Below are 21778 nucleotides of genomic sequence, written 5' to 3'. Positions count from 1 at the left end.
ATGGTCTTCCAGGGCTCGAGCGCCGCGATCTCGCACACCGGCAAGGTGCGCTCCAACAATCAGGACTCCGGATACGCCGGGTCGAACCTCTTCGTCGTCGCCGACGGCATGGGTGGCCACGCCGGTGGCGACGTCGCGTCGAGCCTGGCCATCGAGAGACTGCGCGACCTGGATGACTCGTTCTCGTCGACGGCGACAGCCGAACGAGCGCTGCGCGACGCCATCGCCGAGACCGCGCAGCACCTCATCGACACCGTCGGCGTCAAACCCGAGCTCGCCGGCATGGGCACGACCGTCAGCGCGCTGCTGATGGTCGACGACTACGCCGTCATCGCCCACATCGGCGACTCGCGCATCTACCTGTACCGCGACGGTGCGCTGACCCAGATCACCACCGATCACACCTTCGTGCAGCGGCTCGTGGACTCCGGGCGCATCACCCCCGAAGAGGCGCGGTACCACCCGCGCCGATCGGTGCTCATGCGGGTGCTCGGCGACATGGACCCCGACCCCGAGCTCGACACGTTCATCATGCCGACGCAGCCGGGCGACCGGTGGCTGCTGTGCTCCGACGGGCTGTCAGGGGTCGTCGACGACCCGCACACCGCCAAAGCCCTCGGGCTGGGCCTCGCCCCGGGCCGCACCGCCGATGCGCTGCTCAAGCAGGCCCTCGACGGCGGTGCCCCCGACAACGTCACCATCGTCCTGGTCGACGTCGGCGGGCAGCATCCGGTCTTCCTCGGCACCCCCACGGTCGTCGGCTCCGCCTCCAACCCCATCGGCGTGGAGGTGCCCGCCGCACGCCCCGGACGCAGCAGCTGGCTGCACCCGAACCGGGGGGCGGCGAACGAACCCACGCACTTCGAACCCGACGCCGAGTTCCTCGAGGAGCTGATCGAAGAAGACCGGCGCCGCGCCCGCCGCCGCCGCATCGCGTGGTTCGCTGGGCTCATCCTCGTGATCGCGGCACTCGCGACGACGCTGATCCTCGCGTACCAGTGGACGCAGACCCGCTACTTCGTCGGCGCCGACGACGACACCGTCGTCATCTACCGCGGCGTGCAGCAGGACATCGGCCCGCTGTCCCTGTCGACCCCCTTCGAGGACACGGGCATCGACCTGTCCGATCTTCCCCCCTTCTCGCGCACCACTGTCCAACGGACGATCTCCGCGCAGACCCTCGATGACGCCCGGACGATCGTGGATCGGCTGCGCATCGCCGCGGAGGCGAACTCATGACCGCAGCCCCTCCCGGCGTCACCCGCCCCGACGCCCCCTCGACCGACACGGCGGTGATCCGCGCCCTCAAGCGCATCCGCGTGCCGCAGACCCAGCGCAACCGCGAGCTGTTCCTGCTGCTGTTCGCCTGCGCGCTGACGTGGGCGGCCGTGGCCCTCGTGCAGCTCGGCGCCATCGGCGCGATCGAGCCGACCTTCCTCTACTACTGCGGTGGACTCACCGTGCTGGTGCTTGCGCTGCACATCGTGCTGCGCTTCCGCGCGCGCGACGCCGACCCGTTCGTCGTGCCGATCGCGACGATCCTCACCGGCCTCGGCATCGCGATGATCTACCGGATCGACATCGCCATCCGCGACGAGGGCTGGGATGCCGCGTCGACACGCCAGATGGCATGGGCGGCGATCGCGGTGGTCGCCGCGGTAGTCGTGGTGATCTTCCTCCGCAACTACCGGGTCCTCTTCCGCTACACCTATGTCTCCGGCTTCGCGGGCATCGCGCTGCTGCTTCTGCCGATCGTGCCGGGCCTGGGCACCAACGCCAACGCCGATGTCTGGGTCTCGCTCGGATTCGTGTCGTTCCAGCCGGGCGAGCTGGCGAAGATCGCCCTCGCGATCTTCTTCGCCGGCTACCTCGTGCGTACCCGGGAGAGCCTGACCTCCACCGGCACGCGGTTCCTCGGCATGACCTGGCCGCGCGCCCGCGAGCTGGGCCCGCTGCTGGTGATCTGGCTCGTCTCCCTCGGCATCATCGTCATGCAGCGCGACCTCGGCACCGGCACGCTCATCTTCGGCATGTTCGTGGCGATGCTCTACGTCGCCACCGGCAAGACCAGCTGGGTGCTGATCGGTGTGGCCCTCGCCGCCTCGGGAGCCTTCCTCGCCTCGCGGGTGCTGCCCTACGTCGGCGGGCGCTTCGCCAACTGGCTGAACGCGTTCGACCCCGAGATCATCGAGCGCTCCGGCGGCAGCTACCAGCTCGTGCAGGGCATCTTCGGGCTCGCCCACGGCGGGCTGATCGGCACCGGTCTCGGTCAGGGACGCCCGTACATCACCCCGCTGTCGCAGAGCGACTACATCCTGCCGAGCCTCGGCGAGGAGCTCGGTCTCGTGGGCGTCTTCGCCATCCTGTGCCTGTACATGGTCTTCGTCAGCCGCGGCATCCGCATCGGGCTTGCGGGGCAAGACGACTTCGGCAAGCTCCTGGCCACGGGCCTGGCGTTCACCATCGCGCTGCAGGTGTTCATCATGGTCGGCGGCGTCACCCGCCTCATCCCCCTCACCGGCCTCACGACACCCTTCCTCGCCGCAGGCGGATCGTCGCTCGTGGCGAACTGGATCATCGTCGCCCTGCTCCTGCGCATCTCCGACGCCGTCCGCTCCCGACCGCGGGTGGTGATCGGATGACGCATCTCGCCGAGCGCTCTGCGATGCCGGTTTCGGCGACGCATGCCCCCGCCGGACCCGATGCCAGCGTCGCCGAAACCGACATCGCTTCGCTCGCCCCGCGCATCCTGGGGGGTGGAGGGAGATGACGAAAGAACTGCGCCGGCTCAGCATCATCGTGCTGCTGATGTTCCTCGCCCTGTTCGGGTCGACGAGCATCATCCAGGTGATCCAGGCCGAGAGCCTCGCGGCGAACTCCGCGAACACGCGCTCGCTCTACGACTCGTACGAGGTGCAGCGCGGCTCGATCGTCGCGAGCGGCATCGCGATCGCGTCATCCGTCCCCTCCGACGACGTCTACAGCTGGCAGCGGGTCTATCAGAACGGCGACATGTGGGCGCCGGTGACCGGCTACATCAACCCCGCACTCGGCGCATCGACCGCCATCGAGCAGGCGATGAACGCGGAACTCAGCGGCACGTCGAACTCGCAGTTCCTCTCGCGCATCGAGCGCATCTTCACCGGGCAGCCGCCGCGCGGCTCGAACGTGGAATTGAGCCTGGATGCCACGGTGCAGCAGGCCGCCTACGACGCCCTCGGAGATCTGCAGGGTGCCGTCATCGCGATCGAGCCTGACACCGGCCGCGTGCTCGCGCTCGTGACGAGCCCGAGTTACGACACCAACATGCTGGCGATCCACGACCCCGAGCAGGTGAACGCCGCGTACGAGCAGCTGCTGGCAGACCCCACCGATCCGCTCGTCGACCGGGCGATCGGTGGAGACCTGAACCCTCCGGGCTCGACTTTCAAGCTCGTCGTCGCCTCGGCTGCGCTCGCCTCGGGCGAGTACACCCCTGAGTCGGAGCTGCCCAACCCGGCCGTCTACCAGCTGCCGCAGTCGAGCAACGTCGTCTTCAACGCCAGCCGCGGCGCCTGCGGCCCCGGCGAGACGGTGACCCTCGCCGACGCACTGCGGCTCAGCTGCAACATCCCCTTCGCCGAGCTCGCCGTCGAGCTCGGCGACACCGCGATCCGCGAAGAGGCGGAGAAGTACGGCTTCAACCGCAGCTTCGACATCCCGCTCACCTCGACCGCCTCGCCCTACCCCCGGGCCCTGGATGACCCGCAGACCGCCCTCACCGGGTTCGGCCAGGGTCAGGTCGACGCGACACCGCTGCAGATCGCCATGGTCTCGGCCGGGATCGCCAACGGCGGCGTGGTGATGAACCCCCGCATGGTCGATCAGGTCATCGGGCCGGATCTCTCCGTGCAGCAGACCTTCGAGGACACCGAGTTCGGTCGCGCGCTGGACGAGGATCTCGCCGAGGAGATGGTGACGATGATGGTGGCCAATGTCCGGGACGGCGCGGCGAGCGGTGCAAGAATAGACGGGGTCGACGTGGCCGGGAAGACCGGCACGGCGGAGAACGGATCCGAGGATCCGTACACGCTCTGGTTCACCGGCTTCGCACCCGCCGACGACCCCCAGGTCGCCGTCGCGGTGGTCATCGAAGACGGTGGCGGACAGGGCCAGTCCGGCAGCGGGAACACAATCGCGGCGCCCATCGCGAAGACGGTCATGGAGGCGGTGTTGGGAAGATGAGACCGACGCAGGGAGTGACCTTCGGAGGACGCTACGAGCTGGACTCGCGCATCGCCATCGGCGGTATGGGCGAGGTCTGGGAGGCGACCGACCACGTCATCGGACGGACGGTCGCGATCAAGATCCTCAAGGACGAGTACATGGGGGACCCCGGGTTCCTCGAGCGCTTCCGCGCCGAGGCGCGGCACGCGGCCCTTGTGAACCACGAGGGCATCGCCAGCGTCTTCGACTACGGCGAGGAGGCGGGTTCGGCTTTCCTCGTCATGGAGCTCGTGCCCGGAGAGGCGCTGTCGACAATCCTCGAGCGCGACGGGGCACTGTCGACCGACAAGACCCTCGACGTCGTGGCGCAGACCGCCGCGGCGCTGCAGGCCGCGCACGCGGCGGGCCTGGTGCACCGCGACATCAAGCCCGGGAACCTCCTCATCACCCCCGACGGCCGAGTGAAGATCACCGACTTCGGCATCGCCCGCATCGCCGATCAGGTGCCGCTGACCGCGACCGGTCAGGTCATGGGAACCGTGCAGTACCTCTCGCCCGAGCAGGCATCGGGTCACCCCGCGTCGCCGGCGACCGACACCTACTCGCTCGGCATCGTCGCCTATGAGTCCCTCGCCGGCAAGCGCCCCTTCACCGGCGAGTCGCAGGTCGCGATCGCCATGGCGCAGATCAACGAGCAGCCTCCGCCGCTTCCCCCGACGGTCGCGCAGCCGGTGCAGAACCTCGTGATGGCGATGATCGCGAAGAAGCCCGAAGACCGACCGGCCTCCGCCGCCGCAGTCGCGCGGGCGGCATCCGCGCTCCGCCGGGGCGACCTTGCCGCAGCGGCCGCCGCCGTACCGGCCGTCGCCGGGGCCGCGGCGCTGGCCGACGACGCCACCCAGCTCCTCGCCCCGGCGGCGGCGACGGCGACCGCGACGCAGATCCTCGCCGCGCCGCTACCCGACTACGCCGAGCCGCAGGAGCCCGAGAAGAAGAAGCGGAGCCGCTGGACCTGGCCGCTCGTCGCCCTCATCGTCATCCTGCTCCTGGTCCTCGGCGGAACGCTGTGGGCCCTGTTCGCCAACCAGGGCGGCGCCTCGCCCGACCCGTCCGGGTCGACCTCGTCGTCTCGCCCCTCGCCGTCACAGACGACCCCGTCGGCGACGCCCACCCAGGACCGCATCGACCTCGACGCGCTGGGTCTCGTCGGCGTCGACTGCGACACCGCGCGTGCCGCGGCGCTGGATGCCGGTGTGCTCACCGTCAACTGCCAGCAGGGCAACGCCGCGCCCACGGCCGACGAGGTTTCGCTTGTGTACGACTACGAGCCGCAGGGATCCATCACCCCCGACCAGGTGCTGACGCTGTCGTTCTACGGCCCGCAGACCGAGCTGCCGCAGCCGACCGCTCCGACCCTCAGCTCGGGCACGGTGGCCCCCGGCGGCACCCTCACCGTCAACTGGCAGGGCTACTCGTGCCCGGCCGGCGAGGGGTCGCCCGGCGCGTACACCCTCACCGCGGTGAACGGCACGTTCTCGAACGGACAGAACACCATGCCGTTCGACACCAACACGCGCCAGGCGCAGCTGTCGGTGCCGAACAATGCCAGTGGCACGGTCCTGGTCACCTACACCGTCACCTGCACCGGCGGGCCGTCGGGGGAGCGCACGTCGGGCAACTCGCCCGAGGCGCAGGCGTCCATCCAGGCCGCGCCGTCGCCCTCCCCGACCGACGACGACGGTGGCGAAGGCGGCGGCGACGACGGCTGAGCCGCGTCATCCGAACCGGTCCCCAGCTCGACCCCGGTGACCGTCCGTTAGGCTGTACCCGTTCCACCAGGGGGTGACTGTGACCACTGAGACGCGCGTGCTTTCAGGGCGATACCGCGTCGATGAGATCATCGGTCGCGGGGGAATGGCCACGGTGTACCGTGGCGAAGACCTGACGCTCGGCCGGCAGGTCGCGATCAAGATCCTCGACCGCGATCTCGCGAGCGACAACGCCTTCCGCACCCGGTTCCGGCTCGAGGCGCAGGCGGCCAGTCGCATGGCGAACCCGGCGATCGTGCGCGTGTACGACGCCGGCGAAGACTCCGAGTCCGGCGTCGACGGCGTGACACGACCGGTGCCCTTCATCGTCATGGAACTCGTGCGCGGGCGTCTGCTGAAAGACATCATCGCGGCCGGCCCGGTACCGGTCCCCGATGCGGTGCGCTACGTCGACGGCATCCTCGAAGCCCTCGAATACTCGCACCGCGCCGGAGTGGTGCACCGCGACATCAAGCCCGGCAACGTCATGGTCACCGACGCCGGCCAGGTGAAGGTCATGGACTTCGGCATCGCCCGTGCGGTGTCCGACTCGTCGTCGACGGTCGCCGAGACCACCCAGATCCTCGGCACCGCCGCCTATTTCTCCCCCGAGCAGGCCAAGGGCGAGCCGGTCGACGCGCGCGCCGATCTCTACTCCACGGGCGTGGTGCTGTACGAGCTGCTGACCGGTCGTCAGCCGTTCCGGGGCGAATCCCCGGTGGCGGTGGCCTATCAGCACGTCAGCGAGACCCCACTCACCCCGTCGGAGGTCGTCGAGACCGTGCCTCGCGCTCTCGACACCGTCGTGCTGCGGGCGCTGGCGAAGGACCCTTTCCAGCGGTACCAGGATGCCGCGGGCTTCCGCGAGGCGCTCGATGCCACCCTCGACGGCAAGGCACCGTCCAAGCGTCAGGTGGGCGCCCTCACCAGCGAGCTCTACGGCCCGAACCCGCGCGCCGCCGCCGAGACCGCCCGGTCACTGCGTCAGCTCAGCACCGACACCACGATGAAGCGCACCCAGTCGGGCCCGCCGGTGGCGTGGATCTGGGCGGGTGTCGCGCTTCTGGCGGTTCTGCTGATCTCGGTGCTGTTCTGGGCGGTGACGATCCAGCCCGCGAACGAGGTGCCCTCGAGCGCGCGGATCGTTCCCGACGTCTCGGGCATGACCTACGAGCGCGCCGTGGTGGAGCTGGAGGGACAGGACCTCGTTCCGTCCCAGATCACCGAACCCAGCGTCGACGTGCCCGAGGGCGCGGTCATCCGCACCGATCCCGCCTCCGGCGTCTCGGTCTCCCCCGGGCAGGACGTGCTCGTCGTGGTCTCGGCGGGTCAGGACCTCGCGGCGGTGCCCACTCTCGAGGGACTGACGCGGGATGCCGCGGCGCAAGCCCTCACCGATGCGGGACTGCGGGTGGGAACCATCCGCACCGAGAATGATCCCGGCCGCGAGGCGGGTGTGGTCCTCTCGGCCGATCGCGACGCGGGAGCCGAGGTGCCCGTGGGCACGGTGGTGAACCTCGTCGTCGCCACAGGCAACGTCACGATCCTCGATTACCGCGGTTACACCGTCGATGCCGCGACACGCGAGCTGCAGTCCGAGGAGCTCGGCCTCACGGTCGAGACCGCCGAAGACCCCGGCTGCCCGGGGACGGATCCGACGACCGTTTCGCAGCAGTCGCTCGCCCCGGGTGATGTGCCCGTGCGTTCGACGATCACGCTGACGTACTGCACCGGCAGCTGAGACCGGCGTCGGTCAGCGGCGTGGGCTGAGGCGGGCGCCGCGATCGGCCGCGCCGTCGACACCGAACGTCTCGAGCCAGTTGCCCAGGAGTCGGTGGCCCCCCTCGGTGAGCACGCTCTCGGGGTGGAACTGCACGCCCAGCACCGGCGCTGAGCGATGGGCGATTCCCATGACCACGCCGCTGTCGGTCTCGGCCGTCACCGCGAGCTCGGGCGGGAGCGTCGGGCGCTCGATGGCCAGCGAGTGGTACCGGGTGGCCGTGAACGGGTCGGCGAGCCCGGTGAACAGCGCGCTGCCGTCGTGACGCACCTCCGAGGTCATCCCGTGCATCAGCTCGGGCGCATGACCGACCCGGGCACCGAATGCCTCAGCAATGGCCTGGTGGCCCAGACACACACCCAGAACAGGGATGCCGCGGGCCGACGCCGCGCGCACGACATCGATCGACGCTCCGGCATCGGCGGGCGTGCCGGGACCGGGAGAGATCAGGATGCCGCGGTGTCCGTCGAGAGTCTCGTCGAGATTCCGCGGATCCAGCGCGTCGGCCTCCACCATCCGGGTGGTGACGCCGAGCTGATGGAGGTACCCGACGAGGGTGTGGACGAAGCTGTCGTGGTTGTCGACGACGAGCACATCGGCCGTCACTCGACCGTCACTTCCTGCGGATTGACGAACTGACTCACCCAGGGGAAGGCGTAGAAGAACAGTCCGTAGAGGATCGCCGCGACCAGGACGATGACGATGAAGAGCCGCACCCACCAGGGCCCGGGGAGAACGCGCCAGAACGCCGCGTACATCAGACCCCCTCGGTCAGGGAGGCCGGCGGTCCGTCGGCGTAGGGCTGGAACGACTCGAAGACGCCGTAGGCGACGATGCGCTCTGCGAGGGAGAACATCGGGCTGCAGCTGGTCATCGTGATGTAGCGGCCGTTGGCCGGCACATCGGGCATCTGCGGCACGGGGAGCAGCACCTCGACTTCATCGGGGGTGACGTACTCGAGAGTGCGGAACCGGTAGGTGTACCACCCCGCGGGCGTCTCGATCACGATGGCGTCGCCGACGTGCAGTTCCGCGATGCGGTTGAACGGCGCACCGTAGGTCGTGCGGTGCCCGGCGACGGCGAAGTTGCCCACTTCGCCGGGCATCTTGCTGCCGGGGTAATGGCCGATGCGGAAGTTGTCGAGGGTCCCCGCGCGTGTGACACCGCCCGCCATGGTCCAGGCGTAATCCGCACCGAACCGCGGGATGCGCATGATGGCGAAGTCTTCGGTGCCGGTGGGCGCGGGGAGGATCACCGGCTCGACGGCCGCCGGCTCAGCCTCGGCCGGTTGATCGGAGGGGGTCGGCACGGACTCCGGCGGGTTCTCGCCGTACTGCTCAGCCCACTGCTCCGACAGCTCCCGTCCGGCGGCGTTGGCCTGCGCGCCGAAGATGAGGTCGCCGAGGTACATCTGCCAGCCGACGTACAGCAGGGTCACAAGCCCGGCGGTGATGAGCAGCTCGCCGAAGACCCCGACGATCGACACGCGCGGTCGCGGCTTCGCGTGGCGCGGTGCTTCTGCGGCCCGGGATGCCTGTGGCGGCGCCGCGCGGGCGGTGCGATCACGGCGCAACGCCGGCTCGGTCATCCGCTCATCGCGCTCGTCACCCACGGGGCGATTGTAGCCATCTCTCGCTGGGATCCCGCTGGCGGATAGAATGGGGTTCATGGCACGCTCAGGCAGGGACGACGACACACTCATCGAGCGCGCGGAGGGCGAAGCCGCCCCCAACCCGGTGTGGTTCAAGCCGATCATGATCGGCCTCATGCTGATCGGACTCGTCTGGGTCCTCGTCTTCTACATCAGCGGCATGCAGTGGCCGATCCCCGGCATCGGCGCCTGGAACCTCGCGATCGGCTTCGGCATCGCGTTCATCGGGTTCCTGATGACCACACGCTGGCGTTGAGCTAATTACACCGGTGTGATTCATCCCCAACTGGGGATGGATCTGTGGATAAGTCGGCTCAGAAGTACAGCACGGGCGGCACCAGCAGGAGCGCGAGCAGTCCGACGGTCAGCGTGATCAGCAGGGCGATCTGCAGCGGCCGGCGCGAGCGCGCTCGCGTCTGAGTGAGGATGACCGCGACGAGAAGTCCCGCGATCAACCCGCCGACATGCGCCTGCCAGGAGATGTTGAACCCCGGGATGAACCCGATGACCAGGTTGATGCCGAGGACGATCGCGATGCCCGTCACCGGTGCCCCGAGGTGCCGGCCGATGATGAGCAGGGCCCCGAAGAGGCCGAACACCGCGCCCGAGGCTCCGACGACGGGCGTACCGAACGACAGCAGCGCCACCGCCACCGAGCCGCCGAGCGTGCTGATGAGGTAGAGCGCGATGAATCGCCATCGGCCGAGGAGCGGCTCGAGACTGCGACCGATGAGCCACAGCGCCAGCATGTTCAAGCCGATGTGCCAGAAGCCCGAGTGCACGAGCGAGACCGTCAGCAGGCGCCACGGCTGGAAGACGCCGAAGGCCTCGGGGTAGAGCGTCGGCGCCCAGAACGACAGCGTGTCGGTCACGGCGCCCCCGAACCCGGGGATGAGCGAGATGAGGTACACCAGCGCGGTGATGCCGATGATCGCGTACGTCGCGAGGGGACGGGTGTCACCGACGGCGACCGCCGCGGGGCGGCGCGCCCACCGGCGCTCGGCCTTCTTCTGCGCGGGCGTCCGTGAGGCCTGCTGCTGGGCGAGGCACTCGGGGCAGATCACCCCGACCGGAGCCTGGATCTGGCACTCGGGACAGATGGTGCGCAGGCACCGCTGACACAGGACGAAGCTCTGCCGGTCGGGATGCCGGTAGCAGAAGTTGTCGCTGTTGCGACGAAGGTCGTCGGAGCTCACGTACGTGTCAGCGGCGCCGCCGCTCAGGCGGTGACGACGTCGATCGACTCGATGACGACCGGCTCGACCGGGCGGTCGCCGGCCGCCGTGGGCACCTTCGCGATCGCGTCGACCACGGCGCGCGAGTCATCGTCGGCGACCTCGCCGAAGATGGTGTGCTTGCCCTGCAGCCACGGGGTGGGATCGGTGGTGATGAAGAACTGCGATCCGTTCGTGCCCTCGGGCTTGCCGGTGAGGCCGTTGCGACGAAGCCCGGCGTTGGCCATGGCCAGCTTGTAGGGGGCGTTAAAGTCCAGCTCGGGGCTGATCTCGTCGTTGAAGGTGTAGCCGGGGCCGCCGGTCCCCTGACCGAGCGGGTCGCCGCCCTGGATCATGAAGCCGGGAATGATGCGGTGGAAGATGACGCCGTTGTAGAGCGCGCCTTCGCCGGGCTTGCCGGTGGCGGGGTCGGTCCAGGAGCCCGAACCGTCGGCAAGACCGACGAAGTTCTGAACCGTGCGGGGGGCCTGGTCGCCGAAGAGGTTGACCACGATGTCTCCGTGGTTGGTGTGGATGGTGGCGACAGCAGTGTGAATGGGCATGAGTACATTCTTTCAGAGTCCCGTGCAAGCCCTGGCGGTCGGAGGGCAGTCTGGCAAGATGGACGAAACGTCCGATCACGCCTGTCCAGAGGGAGGGCCCCGTGAGCCTCAGCCGTAAGCGCAAGAAGGAACTCCGCAAGCTTCAGCGTGAAGCCAACAATCTGTGGGAGTCGCAGCAGGTGCTCGTCGGCCAGGCCGCGAACGTCGCCCGCGAGGCCGGCCGCCAGCTCGGCAAGTACAGTCGCGAAGACCTCGGCCCCCAGGTGCAGGCGACCTACGGCAAGTACGCGCAGCCCTACCTCAGCAAGGGCGTCGATGTCACCCGCGACGTCCTGACCCACCGCGTCATCCCCGCCACGGGCGCCGTGGTCGGTTCGGCCATGTCTGTGTGGGATGCGGCCAACGACACCCGTGCGAAGCTCGCCAAGGGCAAGGGTCTGTCGCTTCCCGACTCGAAGACCTACTCCAAGAAGGCCGAGAAGTACGGCAAGGATGCTACGAAGGCGCTGTCGAAGAAATTCTCGGTGCTCGAGCCCAAGAAGCAGGGCATGGGTGCCGGCGGTGTCATCGCCATCATCCTCGGTGTCGCCGCAGCTGCCGGCGTGCTCTATGCCGCATGGCAGACGCTGCGCGCCGACGACGAGCTCTGGGTGGCCGACGACCCCCTGCGTGCACCCGACGCGTGAGCGAAGCGCTCACACGTGTTGAAGAGGCCGCGCGGGAGCGCGGCCTCTTCGTCGAGTTCCGCGAGCGCCCGGCGGCGAAGAGCCTTCCCGAGGCGGCCGGGCTCCTCGGCATCCGTCCCGCGGGCATCGTCAAGACGCTGGTGGTGAAGAGAGCGGACGACTCGTACCTCTTCGCCCTCGTGCCGGGCGACCGGGCGATCTCGTGGCCGAAGCTGCGCGCCGTCGTCGGCGTCAACCGTCTGAAGCTACCCGACCCGGATGCCGCGCTGGCGGCCACCGGCTACGAGCGAGGGACGATCGTCCCCATCGGGAGCAGCACGGACTGGCCGATCTACGCGGACGAGCGGATCGTGGGCGAGAGGATCGCGATGGGTGCGGGCGCACACGGCTACAGCCTCTTCGTCGACGCCGACGCGCTGATCGCGGCGTACGGGGCCACGGTTGCCGACATCTCGCAGCCGGCGGAGGGGAACTAGCCCGACGCAGCGGCGAGGCTCGGTCCTTCGTCGGTGAGCCCCGCCAGACCGAGGGCGACGTCCACCAGTCGCACGTGCTGCAGCTGAGCCACCTCATCGAGGGCGAACCATCCCGCCCTGTCGGTACTGCCGCCGATCTCGTGGCGCAGCCGTCCCCCGGTGACGTGCGCGCGGTAGACGATCTGCAGGGTGTGAAGAGGCTCGGTCGCTCCCGGAGTGATGCGGCGGTTCCCGGGAATGACGCGGGAGTTGATGCCCAGCAGCTCGTCGAGTTCCACGTCGAAACCGGTCTCCTCCCGCACTTCGCGGCGTGCCGCCGACGCCGGGTCCTCGCCGGGCTCGAGGCCCCCGCCGGGAAGTGTCCAGGCCGCGCGTCGCCCCTCATTCCAGTGTGCGAGGAGAAGGCGATCCGCGGCATCGACGACGACCGCGTACGCGGCGACGCGCAGGTCCATACGCACGACCCTAATCGCCTCCGCTGCGCTCCGGCTCCTCCTCGAATCACAGCGCCCGATGAACGCACGAAGGGCCGACCCTTCGGGCCGGCCCTTCGTGCGTTGTGGAGCCTAGGAGATTCGAACTCCTGACATCCTGCTTGCAAAGCAGGCGCTCTACCAACTGAGCTAAGGCCCCGGGGCAGGGATGGTGGGGCTACCAGGACTTGAACCTGGGACCTCTTCATTATCAGTGAAGCGCTCTAACCGCCTGAGCTATAGCCCCGATCGTGTCGGCGACTCGCGCCGCCAACCTCCAAGAGATTACCGGACGCGACCGGTTTTCTCGAATCGGTCAGTTCGAGGTGAAGCCCACCAGCAGGCCGCCGGTGACCTTGACCGCGAGGTTGTAGATCCCGGCCACGACCGCACCGAGCACCGTGACCACCACGAGGTTCAGGATGCTCACGACTGCGGCGAACGCGAGCACCTGAGGGAGCCCGAGGAACTGCGCCAGCACGAAGCCGCCGTCGGTGAAGCTCGCCAGGAGCTCATCGACTTCGGCGATGAGCCCGGTCGTGGACACGACGAGGTAGATCATCACCAGCGAGACGACCGTGACGATCGCCACCGCCACCGCCGCCAGGAACGACAGCTTCACCGCCGACCAGAAGTCGACGTACACCAGCCGCAGGCGCACCTGCTTGGCGCTGGTCTTGCTGCTGGATTTCCGGGCGAGCTTGTCGGCTACCGTGCTCATGCGTCAGTACTTCCTTCGGGCGTCTCGGGGGTGTCGGGTGCATCCGCCTCCTGCGGCACCGCACCGGCCGGGAGATCTGGGTCGGCCGCCAGACTCGAGTCTGCCTCGGGTGCCTCGCCGTTCTCTGTGAGATTGCGCTCGGAGTTCCTGGCGATCGCGATGATCCGATCATCGTCGCCGGCACGGGCGAACACGACACCCATCGTGTCGCGTCCCTTGGCAGGCACCTCGGCCACCGCAGAGCGTACCACCTTGCCGCTGGCAAGGACCACCAAGACCTCGTCGTCCTCCGAGGCGATGAGGCCGCCCGCGAGCACGCCCCGATCCTCGGTCAGACGCGCCACTTTGATGCCCAGGCCGCCGCGCGTCTGACCGCGGTACTGGTCGACGGAGGTGCGCTTGGCATAGCCGCCCTCCGTGACGACGAAGACGAATCCGTCCTCCGAGACCACCGACGCCGACAGCAGGGAGTCATCGCCGCGGAACGACATGCCCTTCACGCCCTCCGTGGCGCGCCCCATCGGGCGGAGGGCCTCGTCGGTGGCGGTGAAGCGCAGCGACATCCCGTGCCGACTGATGAGGAGGAGGTCGTCGCCGTCGTTCACCAGCATCGCGCTGACGAGCTCGTCGCCGTTCTCCTCATCGGCGCCGCGCAGCTTGATGGCGATGACTCCGCCCTGACGATTCGTGTCGTACTCGGTGAGACGGGTCTTCTTGACCAACCCGCTGCGCGTTGCGAGCACCAGGTGGGTTGCGACGCTGTAGTCGCGGATGTCGAGGATCTGCGCGATCTCCTCACCCGGCTGCAGCGCGAGCAGGTTCGCGACGTGCTGACCCTTCGCATCGCGCCCGGCCTCGGGCACTTCGTACGCTTTGGCCCGGTACACGCGACCCTTCGTCGTGAAGAAGAGGAGCCAGTGATGGGTGGTCGTGACGAAGAAGTGCTCCACCACGTCGTCGGCGCGCAGCTGCGCGCCCTTCACGCCGCGCCCGCCACGGTGCTGCGAGCGGTAGTTGTCGCTGCGGGTGCGCTTGATGTATCCGTCACGCGTGACGGTGACGACCATCTCCTCCTCGGGGATGAGGTCTTCGACCGACATGTCGCCGTCGTATCCGGGCAGGATCTCGGTCCGACGGTCGTCGCCGAACTTGTCCACGATGGCGGTGAGCTCGTCACGGATGATCTCGCGCTGACGCGCCGGATCGGCGAGGATCGCGTTGAACTCGGCGATCTGCGCCTCGATCTCGCGCGCCTCGTCGACGATCTTCTGTCGCTCGAGGGCCGCCAGGCGACGCAGCTGCATCGTCAGGATCGCATCGGCCTGGAGGTCGTCGATGTCGAGCAGCGCCTTCAGGCCTTCGCGCGCGTCGTCGACCGTCGGCGACCGTCGGATGAGCGCGATGACCTCGTCGAGCGCGTCGAGCGCCTTGAGGTACCCGCGGAGGATGTGCATCCGCTCCTCGGCCTTGCGCAGGCGGAAGCGGGTGCGGCGGACGATCACATCGACCTGGTGGCTGATCCAGTAGGAGATGAACTGGTCGAGCGAGAGCGTGCGGGGCACGCCGTCGACGATCGCCAGCATGTTGGCGCCGAAGTTCTCCTGCAGCTGCGTGTGCTTGTACAGGTTGTTCAGCACGACCTTGGCGACCGCATCGCGCTTGAGGACGATGACCAGGCGCTGACCGGTACGGCCCGAGGTTTCGTCTCGGATGTCGGCGATGCCGGTGATCTTGCCGTCACGGGCGAGGTCGCCGATCTTCACGGCGACGTTGTCGGGGTTCACCTGATAGGGCAGCTCGGTGATCACCAGGCACGTCCGGCCCTGGATCTCCTCGACGTTGACCACCGCACGCATGGTGATGGAACCGCGACCGGTGCGGTAGGCCTCTTTGATCCCTCGGGTGCCGAGGATCTGTGCGGCGGTCGGGAAATCAGGCCCGGGGATGCGCTCCATCAGCGCCTCGAGCAGTTCCTCGCGCGTGGCTTCGGGATTCTCGAGCGCCCACAGCGCACCGGAGGCCACCTCCCGCAGGTTGTGGGGAGGGATGTTGGTGGCCATGCCGACCGCGATGCCGACCGATCCGTTGACGAGCAGGTTGGGGAACCGAGCGGGGAGGACGACGGGCTCCTGGGTGCGTCCGTCGTAGTTCGGCTCGAAATCGACGGTCTCCTCTTCGATGTCGCGCACCATCTCCAGCGCGAGAGGAGCCATCTTCGTCTCGGTGTACCGAGGCGCGGCAGCACCCTGGTTGCCGGGCGAGCCGAAGTTGCCCTGACCGAGCGCGAGCGGGTACCGCAGCGCCCACGGCTGGACGAGGCGGACCAGCGTGTCGTAGATCGGTGCATCGCCGTGCGGGTGGAACTGACCCATCACTTCACCCACGACACGGGTGCACTTGGAGAAGGCCTTGTCGGGACGGTAACCCCCGTCGTACATGCCGTAGATCACGCGACGGTGAACGGGCTTGAGCCCGTCTTCGACGCGGGGGAGCGCTCGACCCACGATGACGCTCATCGCGTAGTCGAGGTAGCTGCGCTGCATCTCCAGCTGCAGGTCGACCTGGTCGATGCGTCCGTGGTTGTGTCCGGCGTTCGCGTCAGGACGCTCGTCGTCAGCCATCAAATGTCTCTACTTTCTTCGTTTCGTCTCGCGAGAGACGGAACGCGCATGGATCGCGTCGTCAGATGTCGAGGAAGCGCACGTCTTTGGCGTTGCGCTGGATGAAGCCGCGCCGCGACTCGACGTCTTCGCCCATCAGAACCGAGAAGATCTCATCGGCCGCCGCGGCGTCGTCGATGGTCACCTGGCGGAGGATGCGGGTCTCGGGATTCATCGTGGTCTCCCACAGCTCGTGATCATTCATCTCGCCGAGACCCTTGTAGCGCTGGATGCCGCCGTCGTTGGCCTTGGGCAGTCGATTGCCCCGGGCCTGCCCCTCGACGAGCATCGCGTCGCGCTCCCGGTCGCTGAAGGCGTACTCGTGATCGGCGTTCGACCACTTCAACCGGAACAGCGGCGGCTGTGCGAGGTAGACGTAACCCGCCTCGATGAGTCCGCGCATGTAACGGAAAAGGAGAGTGAGGAGAAGCGTCGTGATGTGCTGGCCGTCGACGTCGGCATCGGCCATCAGCACGATCTTGTGATACCGCGCCTTGGTGATGTCGAAGTCCTCGCCGATCCCCGTGCCGAAAGCCTGGATCATCGCCTGGACCTCTTTGTTGCCGAGGGCACGGTCCAGACGCGCGCGCTCGACGTTGAGGATCTTCCCTCGGAGCGCGAGGATCGCCTGCGTCCGAGGGTCGCGACCCTGCACGGCCGAACCGCCGGCGGAGTCGCCCTCGACGAGGAAGATCTCGCTGATGGAGGGATCCTTGCTCGTGCAGTCCTTCAGCTTGTCGGGCATCGCGGCCGACTCGAACACGCTCTTGCGGCGCGCGGTCTCACGGGCCTTCCGGGCGGCGAGGCGCGCGGTCGCCGCGTCGATGGCCTTCCGGATGATGTTCTTGGCCTGCACCGGGTTGCGGTCGAACCAGTCGCCCAGTCGATCGCCGACGACCTTCTGCACGAACGCCTTGGCCTCGGTGTTGCCGAGCTTCGTCTTGGTCTGCCCCTCGAACTGCGGCTCGGAGAGCTTGACCGAGATGACAGCGGTGAGCCCCTCGCGGACATCCTCGCCGGAGAGGTTCTCGTCCTTCTCCTTCAACAGGTTGTTGGCCCGGGCATACCGGTTCACCAGCGCTGTCAGCGCCGCACGGAAGCCCTCTTCGTGGGTTCCGCCCTCATGGGTGTTGATCGTGTTGGCGAAGGTGAAGACGTTCTCGGTGTAGCTCGTGGTCCACTGCATCGCCATCTCGAGGGCGATCTTGCGCTCGGTGTCCTCGGACTCGAACGCGATGACCTCTTCGTTGACGATCTCGGCACGGCGCACCTTGTTGAGGTACTCGACGTAGTCGACGAGACCGCGCTCGTAGAGGAAGCTGTCACGCGGATGGTGCGGCTTCTCCTCGCCGGTCTCGTCGGCCTCGACCGACACGGCGCTCTCGCGCTCGTCGCTCAGCGTGATGCGCAGCCCCTTGTTGAGGAACGCCATCTGCTGGAAGCGGGTGCGCAGCGTCTCGTAGTCGAAGTCGACGGTGTCGAAGATCCCGGCGTCCGGCCAGAAGGTGACGGTCGTTCCGGTCTGGTCGCTCGCTTCGTCCTTCGACAGCGGGGCCTGCGGCACACCGCCGTCGCGATACGACTGCCGCCAGACGTGGCCCTGGCGGCGCACCTCGACCTCGAGCCGGGAGGACAGGGCGTTCACGACGGACGAACCGACGCCGTGGAGCCCGCCCGAGACCGCATACCCGCCGCCGCCGAACTTCCCGCCGGCGTGAAGAACCGTCAGGACGACCTCGACGGTCGACTTCCCCTCGGTGCGGTGCATGTCGACGGGGATGCCGCGGCCGTTGTCGATCACACGGATGCCGCCGTCTTCGAGGATCGTGACCTCGATCGCGTCGCAGTAGCCCGCGAGCGCCTCATCGACGGCGTTGTCGACGATCTCGTAAACGAGGTGGTGCAAGCCGCGTTCGCCGGTCGAGCCGATGTACATGCCCGGTCGCTTGCGGACCGCTTCGAGGCCCTCGAGCACCTGGATGGCGTCGGCTCCGTAATCGCCGGCCACCCGATTGTCCGCCGAGCGCGGGTCGGTGCCTTCGGGAACGCTTTCAGGGGTCACAGACGTCATAGATTTCCAGCGCTCCACATCGGGTTCACGAACCTTCCCAGTCTATCAAGCGGGCGACTCGTTTCACGCCTCTACGCCGCTGTGGCGGCATGAAAAGCGTCGCGACAGGATCGGACGTGGCTCACCCGTAGGTATCGCGCGGACCGCGCCCTGGAATGGCTCTGGGGCCCCATTTCCAGGAGGGGACGTCCGGTCCGATGAAACGGATGGACTCCACGCCCGCCTCGGGGTAGCGGCGAACGATCTCCGACAGGATGTGCGCACGCATCAGCTGCAGCTGCTTCGCCCAGGCTGTGGAGTCGGCCTGGACGGTGAGGATGCCGCGATCGAAGGCGACCGGACGGGTGTGCTGAGCGGTGTTCTCCCCGGCCACCTCGTTCCACGTGCGCACGACGTCTTCGCGGGCCAGCTGAGGCTCCCACCCCGCCTGGCGGCTGAGATCGGCGAGCACCTCGGCCACCCCCTGGGGATCGCGCCCCGGCGCGAACGGCTGATGCGCCTCATCGACGTCGCGCGTGCGACGGCGGCGACGCAGTGCACGAGGAGAAGGGTCGAGGCCGCGCAGGCGCAGATAGGTGGCGATCGTCTCGGGGACGGCGTCGGCGTCTGCCTCAGTCATCTCCGCCACCCTCGTAGGCCGCCGCGGCGCCGACGACCGGCGACACCAGCGGCTCGGGATCTTCCGGCTCCAGGATCTCGCCCGCCTCGACCCGGAGCGTGTGCGCGCGCAGCGCGCCCGGCACATCGGCGCCGACCGCGGCCGTCACGATCACCTGCTCGAACCCCGAGGTGAGCTCGGCCAGACGCCCGCGGCGCCCGCTGTCGAGTTCGGCGAAGACGTCGTCCAGGATCACGATCGGGTCGCCGAGCTGCGAGTCGGCCCGCAGCAGCTCGGCCGACGCGAGCCGCAGCGACAGCGCGACCGACCATGACTCGCCGTGGGAGGCGTAGCCCTTCACGGGCAGTCCGCGCACGCGCAGAACGAGGTCGTCCCGGTGCGGACCCACGAGGGTGACGCCCCGGTCGAGTTCTGCGGGACGCCGCGCGGCCAGCGCGGCGCGGAACTGAGCGATCACGTCGGCGGTAGCGGGTACGGTCGGGTCAGCGGCATCCGTCCTCGACCCCATCGAAGTGCCGGCGTCATCTTCGTCGGAATCGGGATCGGAATCACGGGAGAACGACAGTGCCCATTCGAGCTCGGGACGGTGATCCTCGCCGGCGATCGCGCGATACGCCGCTGCGACGGGTGGGGTGAGATCAGCCGCGAGCGCGATCCGCGCACGGATGATCTCGGTTCCGAGGGTCACGAGCTTGTCGTCCCACACATCCAGCGTGGAGAGCGCCTCGCCTTTGAGGCCCCGCGCGCGCGCCGATTTCAGCAGCGCGGTGCGCTGCTTGAGCACACGGTCGTAGTCCGCGAGGACCCCCGCCATGCGCGGCGCCCGCTGGACCAGAAGCTGATCGGCGAAGCGTCGTCGTGCCGACGGGTCACCCCGAACGATCTGAAGGTCCTCGGGGGCGAACAGCACGACCTGCGCGTAGCGCGGCAGTTCCGCCGTGCGCACGGGGGCGCCGTTGACGCGGGCCCTGTTGGATCCCTGTCGGTTGACCTGCGCCTCGAGCTGCACCCGACGCTCGCCGTGGGCGAGACGCGCGCGCACAATCGCGTGCTCCGCGCCGTCGCGCACCATGGGCGCATCGCTCGAGACCCGGTGCGATCCCAGCGTGGCGAAGAAGGCGATCGCCTCGACGAGATTCGTCTTCCCCTGGCCGTTCTTGCCGACGAAGACGTTCGGACCGGGGAGCAGCGCAAGGTCGACGGCCGCGTAGTTGCGGAAGTCGACGAGGCTTAGGTGCTCCACGATCACCGTGACAGCCTAATTCGGCGCTCCGACGTCGATCCGGTGAACCGGATCGACTCAGCGCAGCAGCAGATTGGGCTGCAGCAGGTACTTGAACGTCTCGGCGCCGCCCTTGTCGACCGACGTCTGCGGAGTGATGAGCACCGGGCTGAGCTTGTTGGCGTTCTCGCTCGAGGTGAAGGTGATGCGCGCGAACTCGCTGCGCACCGCCCCGAGGGACTCCAGAAGGTACTGCGGGTTCAGGCCGAGGGTGACGTCGTCGCCGACCAGGGTCGCATCCACCGACTCCGTGGCGCGGGCCTGCTCGGTGCCCGATGCGTCCATCGCCACCCCGTCGGATGTGAAGGTGAACCGAAGCGGCGCCGAGCGATCGAGCACCAGCGACACACGCCGCACGGCCTCGGCCAGCTCGGCGGTGTTGACCACCGCGTGGTGCTCGGTCTGCTCGGGGAACAGCCGTCGCACGGGCGGGAAGTTGCCCTTGATCAGCAGCGAGGTCACCGTCTTGTTGCCGGCCGTGAACGCGATGATCTCGCGGTCTCCGGCGCCGGAGAAGGCGATCGAGATGTCGCCGCCGTGGGCGAAGGTCTTCCCCACTTCGGTCAGAGTGCGTGCCGGAACGAGCGCGGTCGTGGTGTCATCGGATGCGGCCGAGCCACCGTCCCACGGGATCTCACGCAGCGCCACGCGGTACCGGTCGGTCGCGACGAGGCTGAGCCGCTCGTCGGTGACCTCGAGCTGCACGCCCGTGAGCACGGGGGTGACATCGTCACGGGATGCCGCGAAGGCGACCTGGGCGATGGCCGTCGCGAAGTCCTCCGCGGGAACGAGACCGGATTCGCCGGTGACCTCGGGAATCGCCGGGTACTCCTGCACGGGCATCGACGACAGGGTGAAGCGCGCCGAGCCGCAGGTGAGGAGGATTCCTCCGTCATCCTCCACCGCGATCTGAATCGGAGCATTCGGCAGACGGCTGGCGATCTCGGACAGCAGGCGGCCGTGCACGAGGATCGTGCCGGGCTCGTCGACCGTCGCCTCGATGGTCGTGCGCGCCGACGCCTCGTAGTCGAAGGCCGACAGTGACAGCCCTGAGTCGCTCGCCTCTATGAGCACCCCCGCCAGGATCGGCTGCGGATTGCGCTGCGGAAGGAGCTTCACCACGAATGACACGGCTTCGCTGAACACATCGCGATTGACGTGGAACTTCACGGGTGCTCCCTCGACGTCGGGCTGGGCCTTCTCATGCTAGTAGTCGGCCTCGCCCATGCTAGTGCCCGCATCGTGCGGCATCCGGACGCGGCATCCGCGCCGACGGAGCCTGTGGAGGTGATCGGAGGAGCTTTCTTCAGATCTATCTCTGTCATCTTGTTAACAGCTGTGGAAACTGTGGAGAACCACGCGGATGCCACTGTGCACACGGGAACTACACGCGTGTGAGATGTGGAGCAGCTGCGGACGGGTGGGTGAACAGTTCGAGCGCCGATGCCGTGTCATCCACAGTTCTCCACAGGCACGGTCGGCGCGTGCACAGTGATTCCGTAGGCCTGGGGAGTTATCCACATGTTTTCCACACTGTGAGGAAACGGATAATGGCGTCGCCCCAGGGC

20 protein-coding genes and 2 tRNA genes are annotated in these 21778 nt (G+C 68.2%); 8 read left to right on the top strand and 14 right to left on the bottom strand.

Features of this window, described 5'->3' with window-relative positions; genetic code table 11:
- From HDC37_RS14650 to pknB, 5 genes are all read left to right on the top strand, one after another.
- Entirely contained in the window at positions 1–1239 is a 1239-nt protein-coding gene (locus tag HDC37_RS14650; RefSeq protein ID WP_179561125.1) for a PP2C family serine/threonine-protein phosphatase, read from the top strand.
- Positions 1236–2642: an FtsW/RodA/SpoVE family cell cycle protein gene (locus tag HDC37_RS14645; protein WP_179561124.1), complete on the top strand. Its 1407-nt coding sequence runs from the start codon at positions 1236–1238 to the stop codon at positions 2640–2642. Before HDC37_RS14650 ends, HDC37_RS14645 begins: the two co-directional genes overlap by 4 nt.
- Before the next feature lie 124 nt (positions 2643–2766).
- Complete coding sequence (locus HDC37_RS14640; RefSeq protein ID WP_179561123.1) at positions 2767–4224, top strand: penicillin-binding protein 2; 1458 nt, start codon at positions 2767–2769, stop codon at positions 4222–4224.
- Positions 4221–5975: a serine/threonine-protein kinase gene (locus HDC37_RS14635; protein WP_179561122.1), complete on the top strand. Its 1755-nt coding sequence runs from the start codon at positions 4221–4223 to the stop codon at positions 5973–5975. The genes HDC37_RS14640 and HDC37_RS14635 overlap by 4 nt, the downstream gene beginning before the upstream one ends.
- Positions 5976–6054: 79 nt before the next feature.
- Complete coding sequence (gene pknB, locus HDC37_RS14630) at positions 6055–7755, top strand: Stk1 family PASTA domain-containing Ser/Thr kinase (protein ID WP_179561121.1); 1701 nt, start codon at positions 6055–6057, stop codon at positions 7753–7755.
- 12 nt (positions 7756–7767) lie between these two features.
- On the opposite strand, the gene HDC37_RS14625 is transcribed toward pknB, so the two are convergent.
- The 3 genes from HDC37_RS14625 to HDC37_RS14615 are packed head-to-tail and all read right to left on the bottom strand — an operon-like array spanning position 7768 to position 9406.
- Entirely contained in the window at positions 7768–8400 is a 633-nt protein-coding gene (locus HDC37_RS14625; RefSeq protein WP_179561120.1) for a gamma-glutamyl-gamma-aminobutyrate hydrolase family protein, read from the bottom strand.
- Positions 8397–8552: a hypothetical protein gene (locus HDC37_RS14620; RefSeq protein ID WP_164478133.1), complete on the bottom strand. Its 156-nt coding sequence runs from the start codon at positions 8550–8552 to the stop codon at positions 8397–8399. The genes HDC37_RS14625 and HDC37_RS14620 overlap by 4 nt, the downstream gene beginning before the upstream one ends.
- Positions 8552–9406, bottom strand: coding sequence for a class E sortase (locus HDC37_RS14615; RefSeq protein WP_308472236.1), 855 nt, complete (start codon positions 9404–9406; stop codon positions 8552–8554). Before HDC37_RS14615 ends, HDC37_RS14620 begins: the two co-directional genes overlap by 1 nt.
- Positions 9407–9461: 55 nt before the next feature.
- On the opposite strand from HDC37_RS14615, the gene HDC37_RS14610 reads away from it, so the two are divergent.
- On the top strand, positions 9462–9701 hold the full coding sequence (locus HDC37_RS14610; RefSeq protein WP_124292017.1) for a cell division protein CrgA: 240 nt from the start codon (positions 9462–9464) through the stop codon (positions 9699–9701).
- Positions 9702–9759: 58 nt separating this feature from the next.
- On the opposite strand, the gene HDC37_RS14605 is transcribed toward HDC37_RS14610, so the two are convergent.
- Both HDC37_RS14605 and HDC37_RS14600 read right to left on the bottom strand, forming a co-directional pair.
- Positions 9760–10641, bottom strand: a complete 882-nt coding sequence (locus HDC37_RS14605; protein ID WP_179561119.1) for a rhomboid family intramembrane serine protease — start codon at positions 10639–10641, stop codon at positions 9760–9762.
- Positions 10642–10664: 23 nt separating this feature from the next.
- Positions 10665–11222: a peptidylprolyl isomerase gene (locus HDC37_RS14600; protein ID WP_179561118.1), complete on the bottom strand. Its 558-nt coding sequence runs from the start codon at positions 11220–11222 to the stop codon at positions 10665–10667.
- A gap of 101 nt (positions 11223–11323) precedes the next feature.
- Between HDC37_RS14600 and HDC37_RS14595 the strand changes: the two genes are divergently transcribed.
- On the top strand, positions 11324–11908 hold the full coding sequence (locus tag HDC37_RS14595) for a DNA helicase (RefSeq protein ID WP_179561117.1): 585 nt from the start codon (positions 11324–11326) through the stop codon (positions 11906–11908).
- Complete coding sequence (locus HDC37_RS14590; protein ID WP_308472235.1) at positions 11905–12384, top strand: YbaK/EbsC family protein; 480 nt, start codon at positions 11905–11907, stop codon at positions 12382–12384. Before HDC37_RS14595 ends, HDC37_RS14590 begins: the two co-directional genes overlap by 4 nt.
- On the opposite strand, the gene HDC37_RS14585 is transcribed toward HDC37_RS14590, so the two are convergent.
- The 9 genes from HDC37_RS14585 to dnaN all read right to left on the bottom strand — a co-directional run bounded on the left by HDC37_RS14585 (position 12381) and on the right by dnaN (position 21380).
- Positions 12381–12839 (bottom strand): NUDIX hydrolase, encoded by a 459-nt coding sequence (locus HDC37_RS14585; RefSeq protein ID WP_179561115.1) that lies wholly within the window; start codon positions 12837–12839, stop codon positions 12381–12383. The two genes, HDC37_RS14590 and HDC37_RS14585, sit on opposite strands and share 4 nt — an antisense overlap.
- A 105-nt stretch (positions 12840–12944) precedes the next feature.
- Positions 12945–13017: transfer RNA gene (locus tag HDC37_RS14580), tRNA-Ala, on the bottom strand.
- 10 nt (positions 13018–13027) lie between these two features.
- Positions 13028–13104, bottom strand: a tRNA-Ile gene (locus tag HDC37_RS14575).
- A 69-nt stretch (positions 13105–13173) separates the two neighbouring features.
- On the bottom strand, positions 13174–13578 hold the full coding sequence (locus HDC37_RS14570) for a DUF3566 domain-containing protein (RefSeq protein ID WP_179561114.1): 405 nt from the start codon (positions 13576–13578) through the stop codon (positions 13174–13176).
- Complete coding sequence (gene gyrA, locus HDC37_RS14565; protein ID WP_179561113.1) at positions 13575–16199, bottom strand: DNA gyrase subunit A; 2625 nt, start codon at positions 16197–16199, stop codon at positions 13575–13577. Before gyrA ends, HDC37_RS14570 begins: the two co-directional genes overlap by 4 nt.
- A gap of 61 nt (positions 16200–16260) precedes the next feature.
- Entirely contained in the window at positions 16261–18309 is a 2049-nt protein-coding gene (gene gyrB / locus HDC37_RS14560; protein ID WP_179561112.1) for a DNA topoisomerase (ATP-hydrolyzing) subunit B, read from the bottom strand.
- Between the two features lie 121 nt (positions 18310–18430).
- Complete coding sequence (locus HDC37_RS14555) at positions 18431–18928, bottom strand: DUF721 domain-containing protein (RefSeq protein WP_179561111.1); 498 nt, start codon at positions 18926–18928, stop codon at positions 18431–18433.
- Complete coding sequence (gene recF, locus HDC37_RS14550; protein ID WP_179561110.1) at positions 18921–20177, bottom strand: DNA replication/repair protein RecF; 1257 nt, start codon at positions 20175–20177, stop codon at positions 18921–18923. The genes HDC37_RS14555 and recF overlap by 8 nt, the downstream gene beginning before the upstream one ends.
- A gap of 51 nt (positions 20178–20228) precedes the next feature.
- The gene (dnaN, locus tag HDC37_RS14545; RefSeq protein WP_179561109.1) at positions 20229–21380 is read right to left on the bottom strand and encodes a DNA polymerase III subunit beta; all 1152 of its coding nucleotides are present in this window, start codon (positions 21378–21380) and stop codon (positions 20229–20231) included.
- Between the last annotated feature and the right edge of the window lie 398 nt (positions 21381–21778).

Origin of the sequence: Microbacterium sp. AK009 (assembly GCF_013410955.1) — a bacterium.
Classification (GTDB): domain Bacteria; phylum Actinomycetota; class Actinomycetes; order Actinomycetales; family Microbacteriaceae; genus Microbacterium.
Note: the sequence above shows the minus strand (reverse complement) of the source record. Positions and strands in the feature narration are given on the sequence as shown.

Bases quoted from the DNA above. Each gene is read 5' to 3' on its own strand.
- HDC37_RS14650 (WP_179561125.1), top strand. From the start codon at position 1: ATGGTCTTCCAGGGCTCGAGCGCCGCGATCTCGCACACCGGCAAGGTG.
- HDC37_RS14645 (WP_179561124.1), top strand. From the start codon at position 1,236: ATGACCGCAGCCCCTCCCGGCGTCACCCGCCCCGACGCCCCCTCGACC.
- HDC37_RS14640 (WP_179561123.1), top strand. From the start codon at position 2,767: ATGACGAAAGAACTGCGCCGGCTCAGCATCATCGTGCTGCTGATGTTC.
- HDC37_RS14635 (WP_179561122.1), top strand. From the start codon at position 4,221: ATGAGACCGACGCAGGGAGTGACCTTCGGAGGACGCTACGAGCTGGAC.
- HDC37_RS14620 (WP_164478133.1), bottom strand. From the start codon at position 8,552: ATGTACGCGGCGTTCTGGCGCGTTCTCCCCGGGCCCTGGTGGGTGCGG.
- HDC37_RS14610 (WP_124292017.1), top strand. From the start codon at position 9,462: ATGGCACGCTCAGGCAGGGACGACGACACACTCATCGAGCGCGCGGAG.
- HDC37_RS14600 (WP_179561118.1), bottom strand. From the start codon at position 11,222: ATGCCCATTCACACTGCTGTCGCCACCATCCACACCAACCACGGAGAC.
- HDC37_RS14585 (WP_179561115.1), bottom strand. From the start codon at position 12,839: ATGGACCTGCGCGTCGCCGCGTACGCGGTCGTCGTCGATGCCGCGGAT.
- HDC37_RS14570 (WP_179561114.1), bottom strand. From the start codon at position 13,578: ATGAGCACGGTAGCCGACAAGCTCGCCCGGAAATCCAGCAGCAAGACC.
- gyrA (WP_179561113.1), bottom strand. From the start codon at position 16,199: ATGGCTGACGACGAGCGTCCTGACGCGAACGCCGGACACAACCACGGA.
- gyrB (WP_179561112.1), bottom strand. From the start codon at position 18,309: ATGACGTCTGTGACCCCTGAAAGCGTTCCCGAAGGCACCGACCCGCGC.
- HDC37_RS14555 (WP_179561111.1), bottom strand. From the start codon at position 18,928: ATGACTGAGGCAGACGCCGACGCCGTCCCCGAGACGATCGCCACCTAT.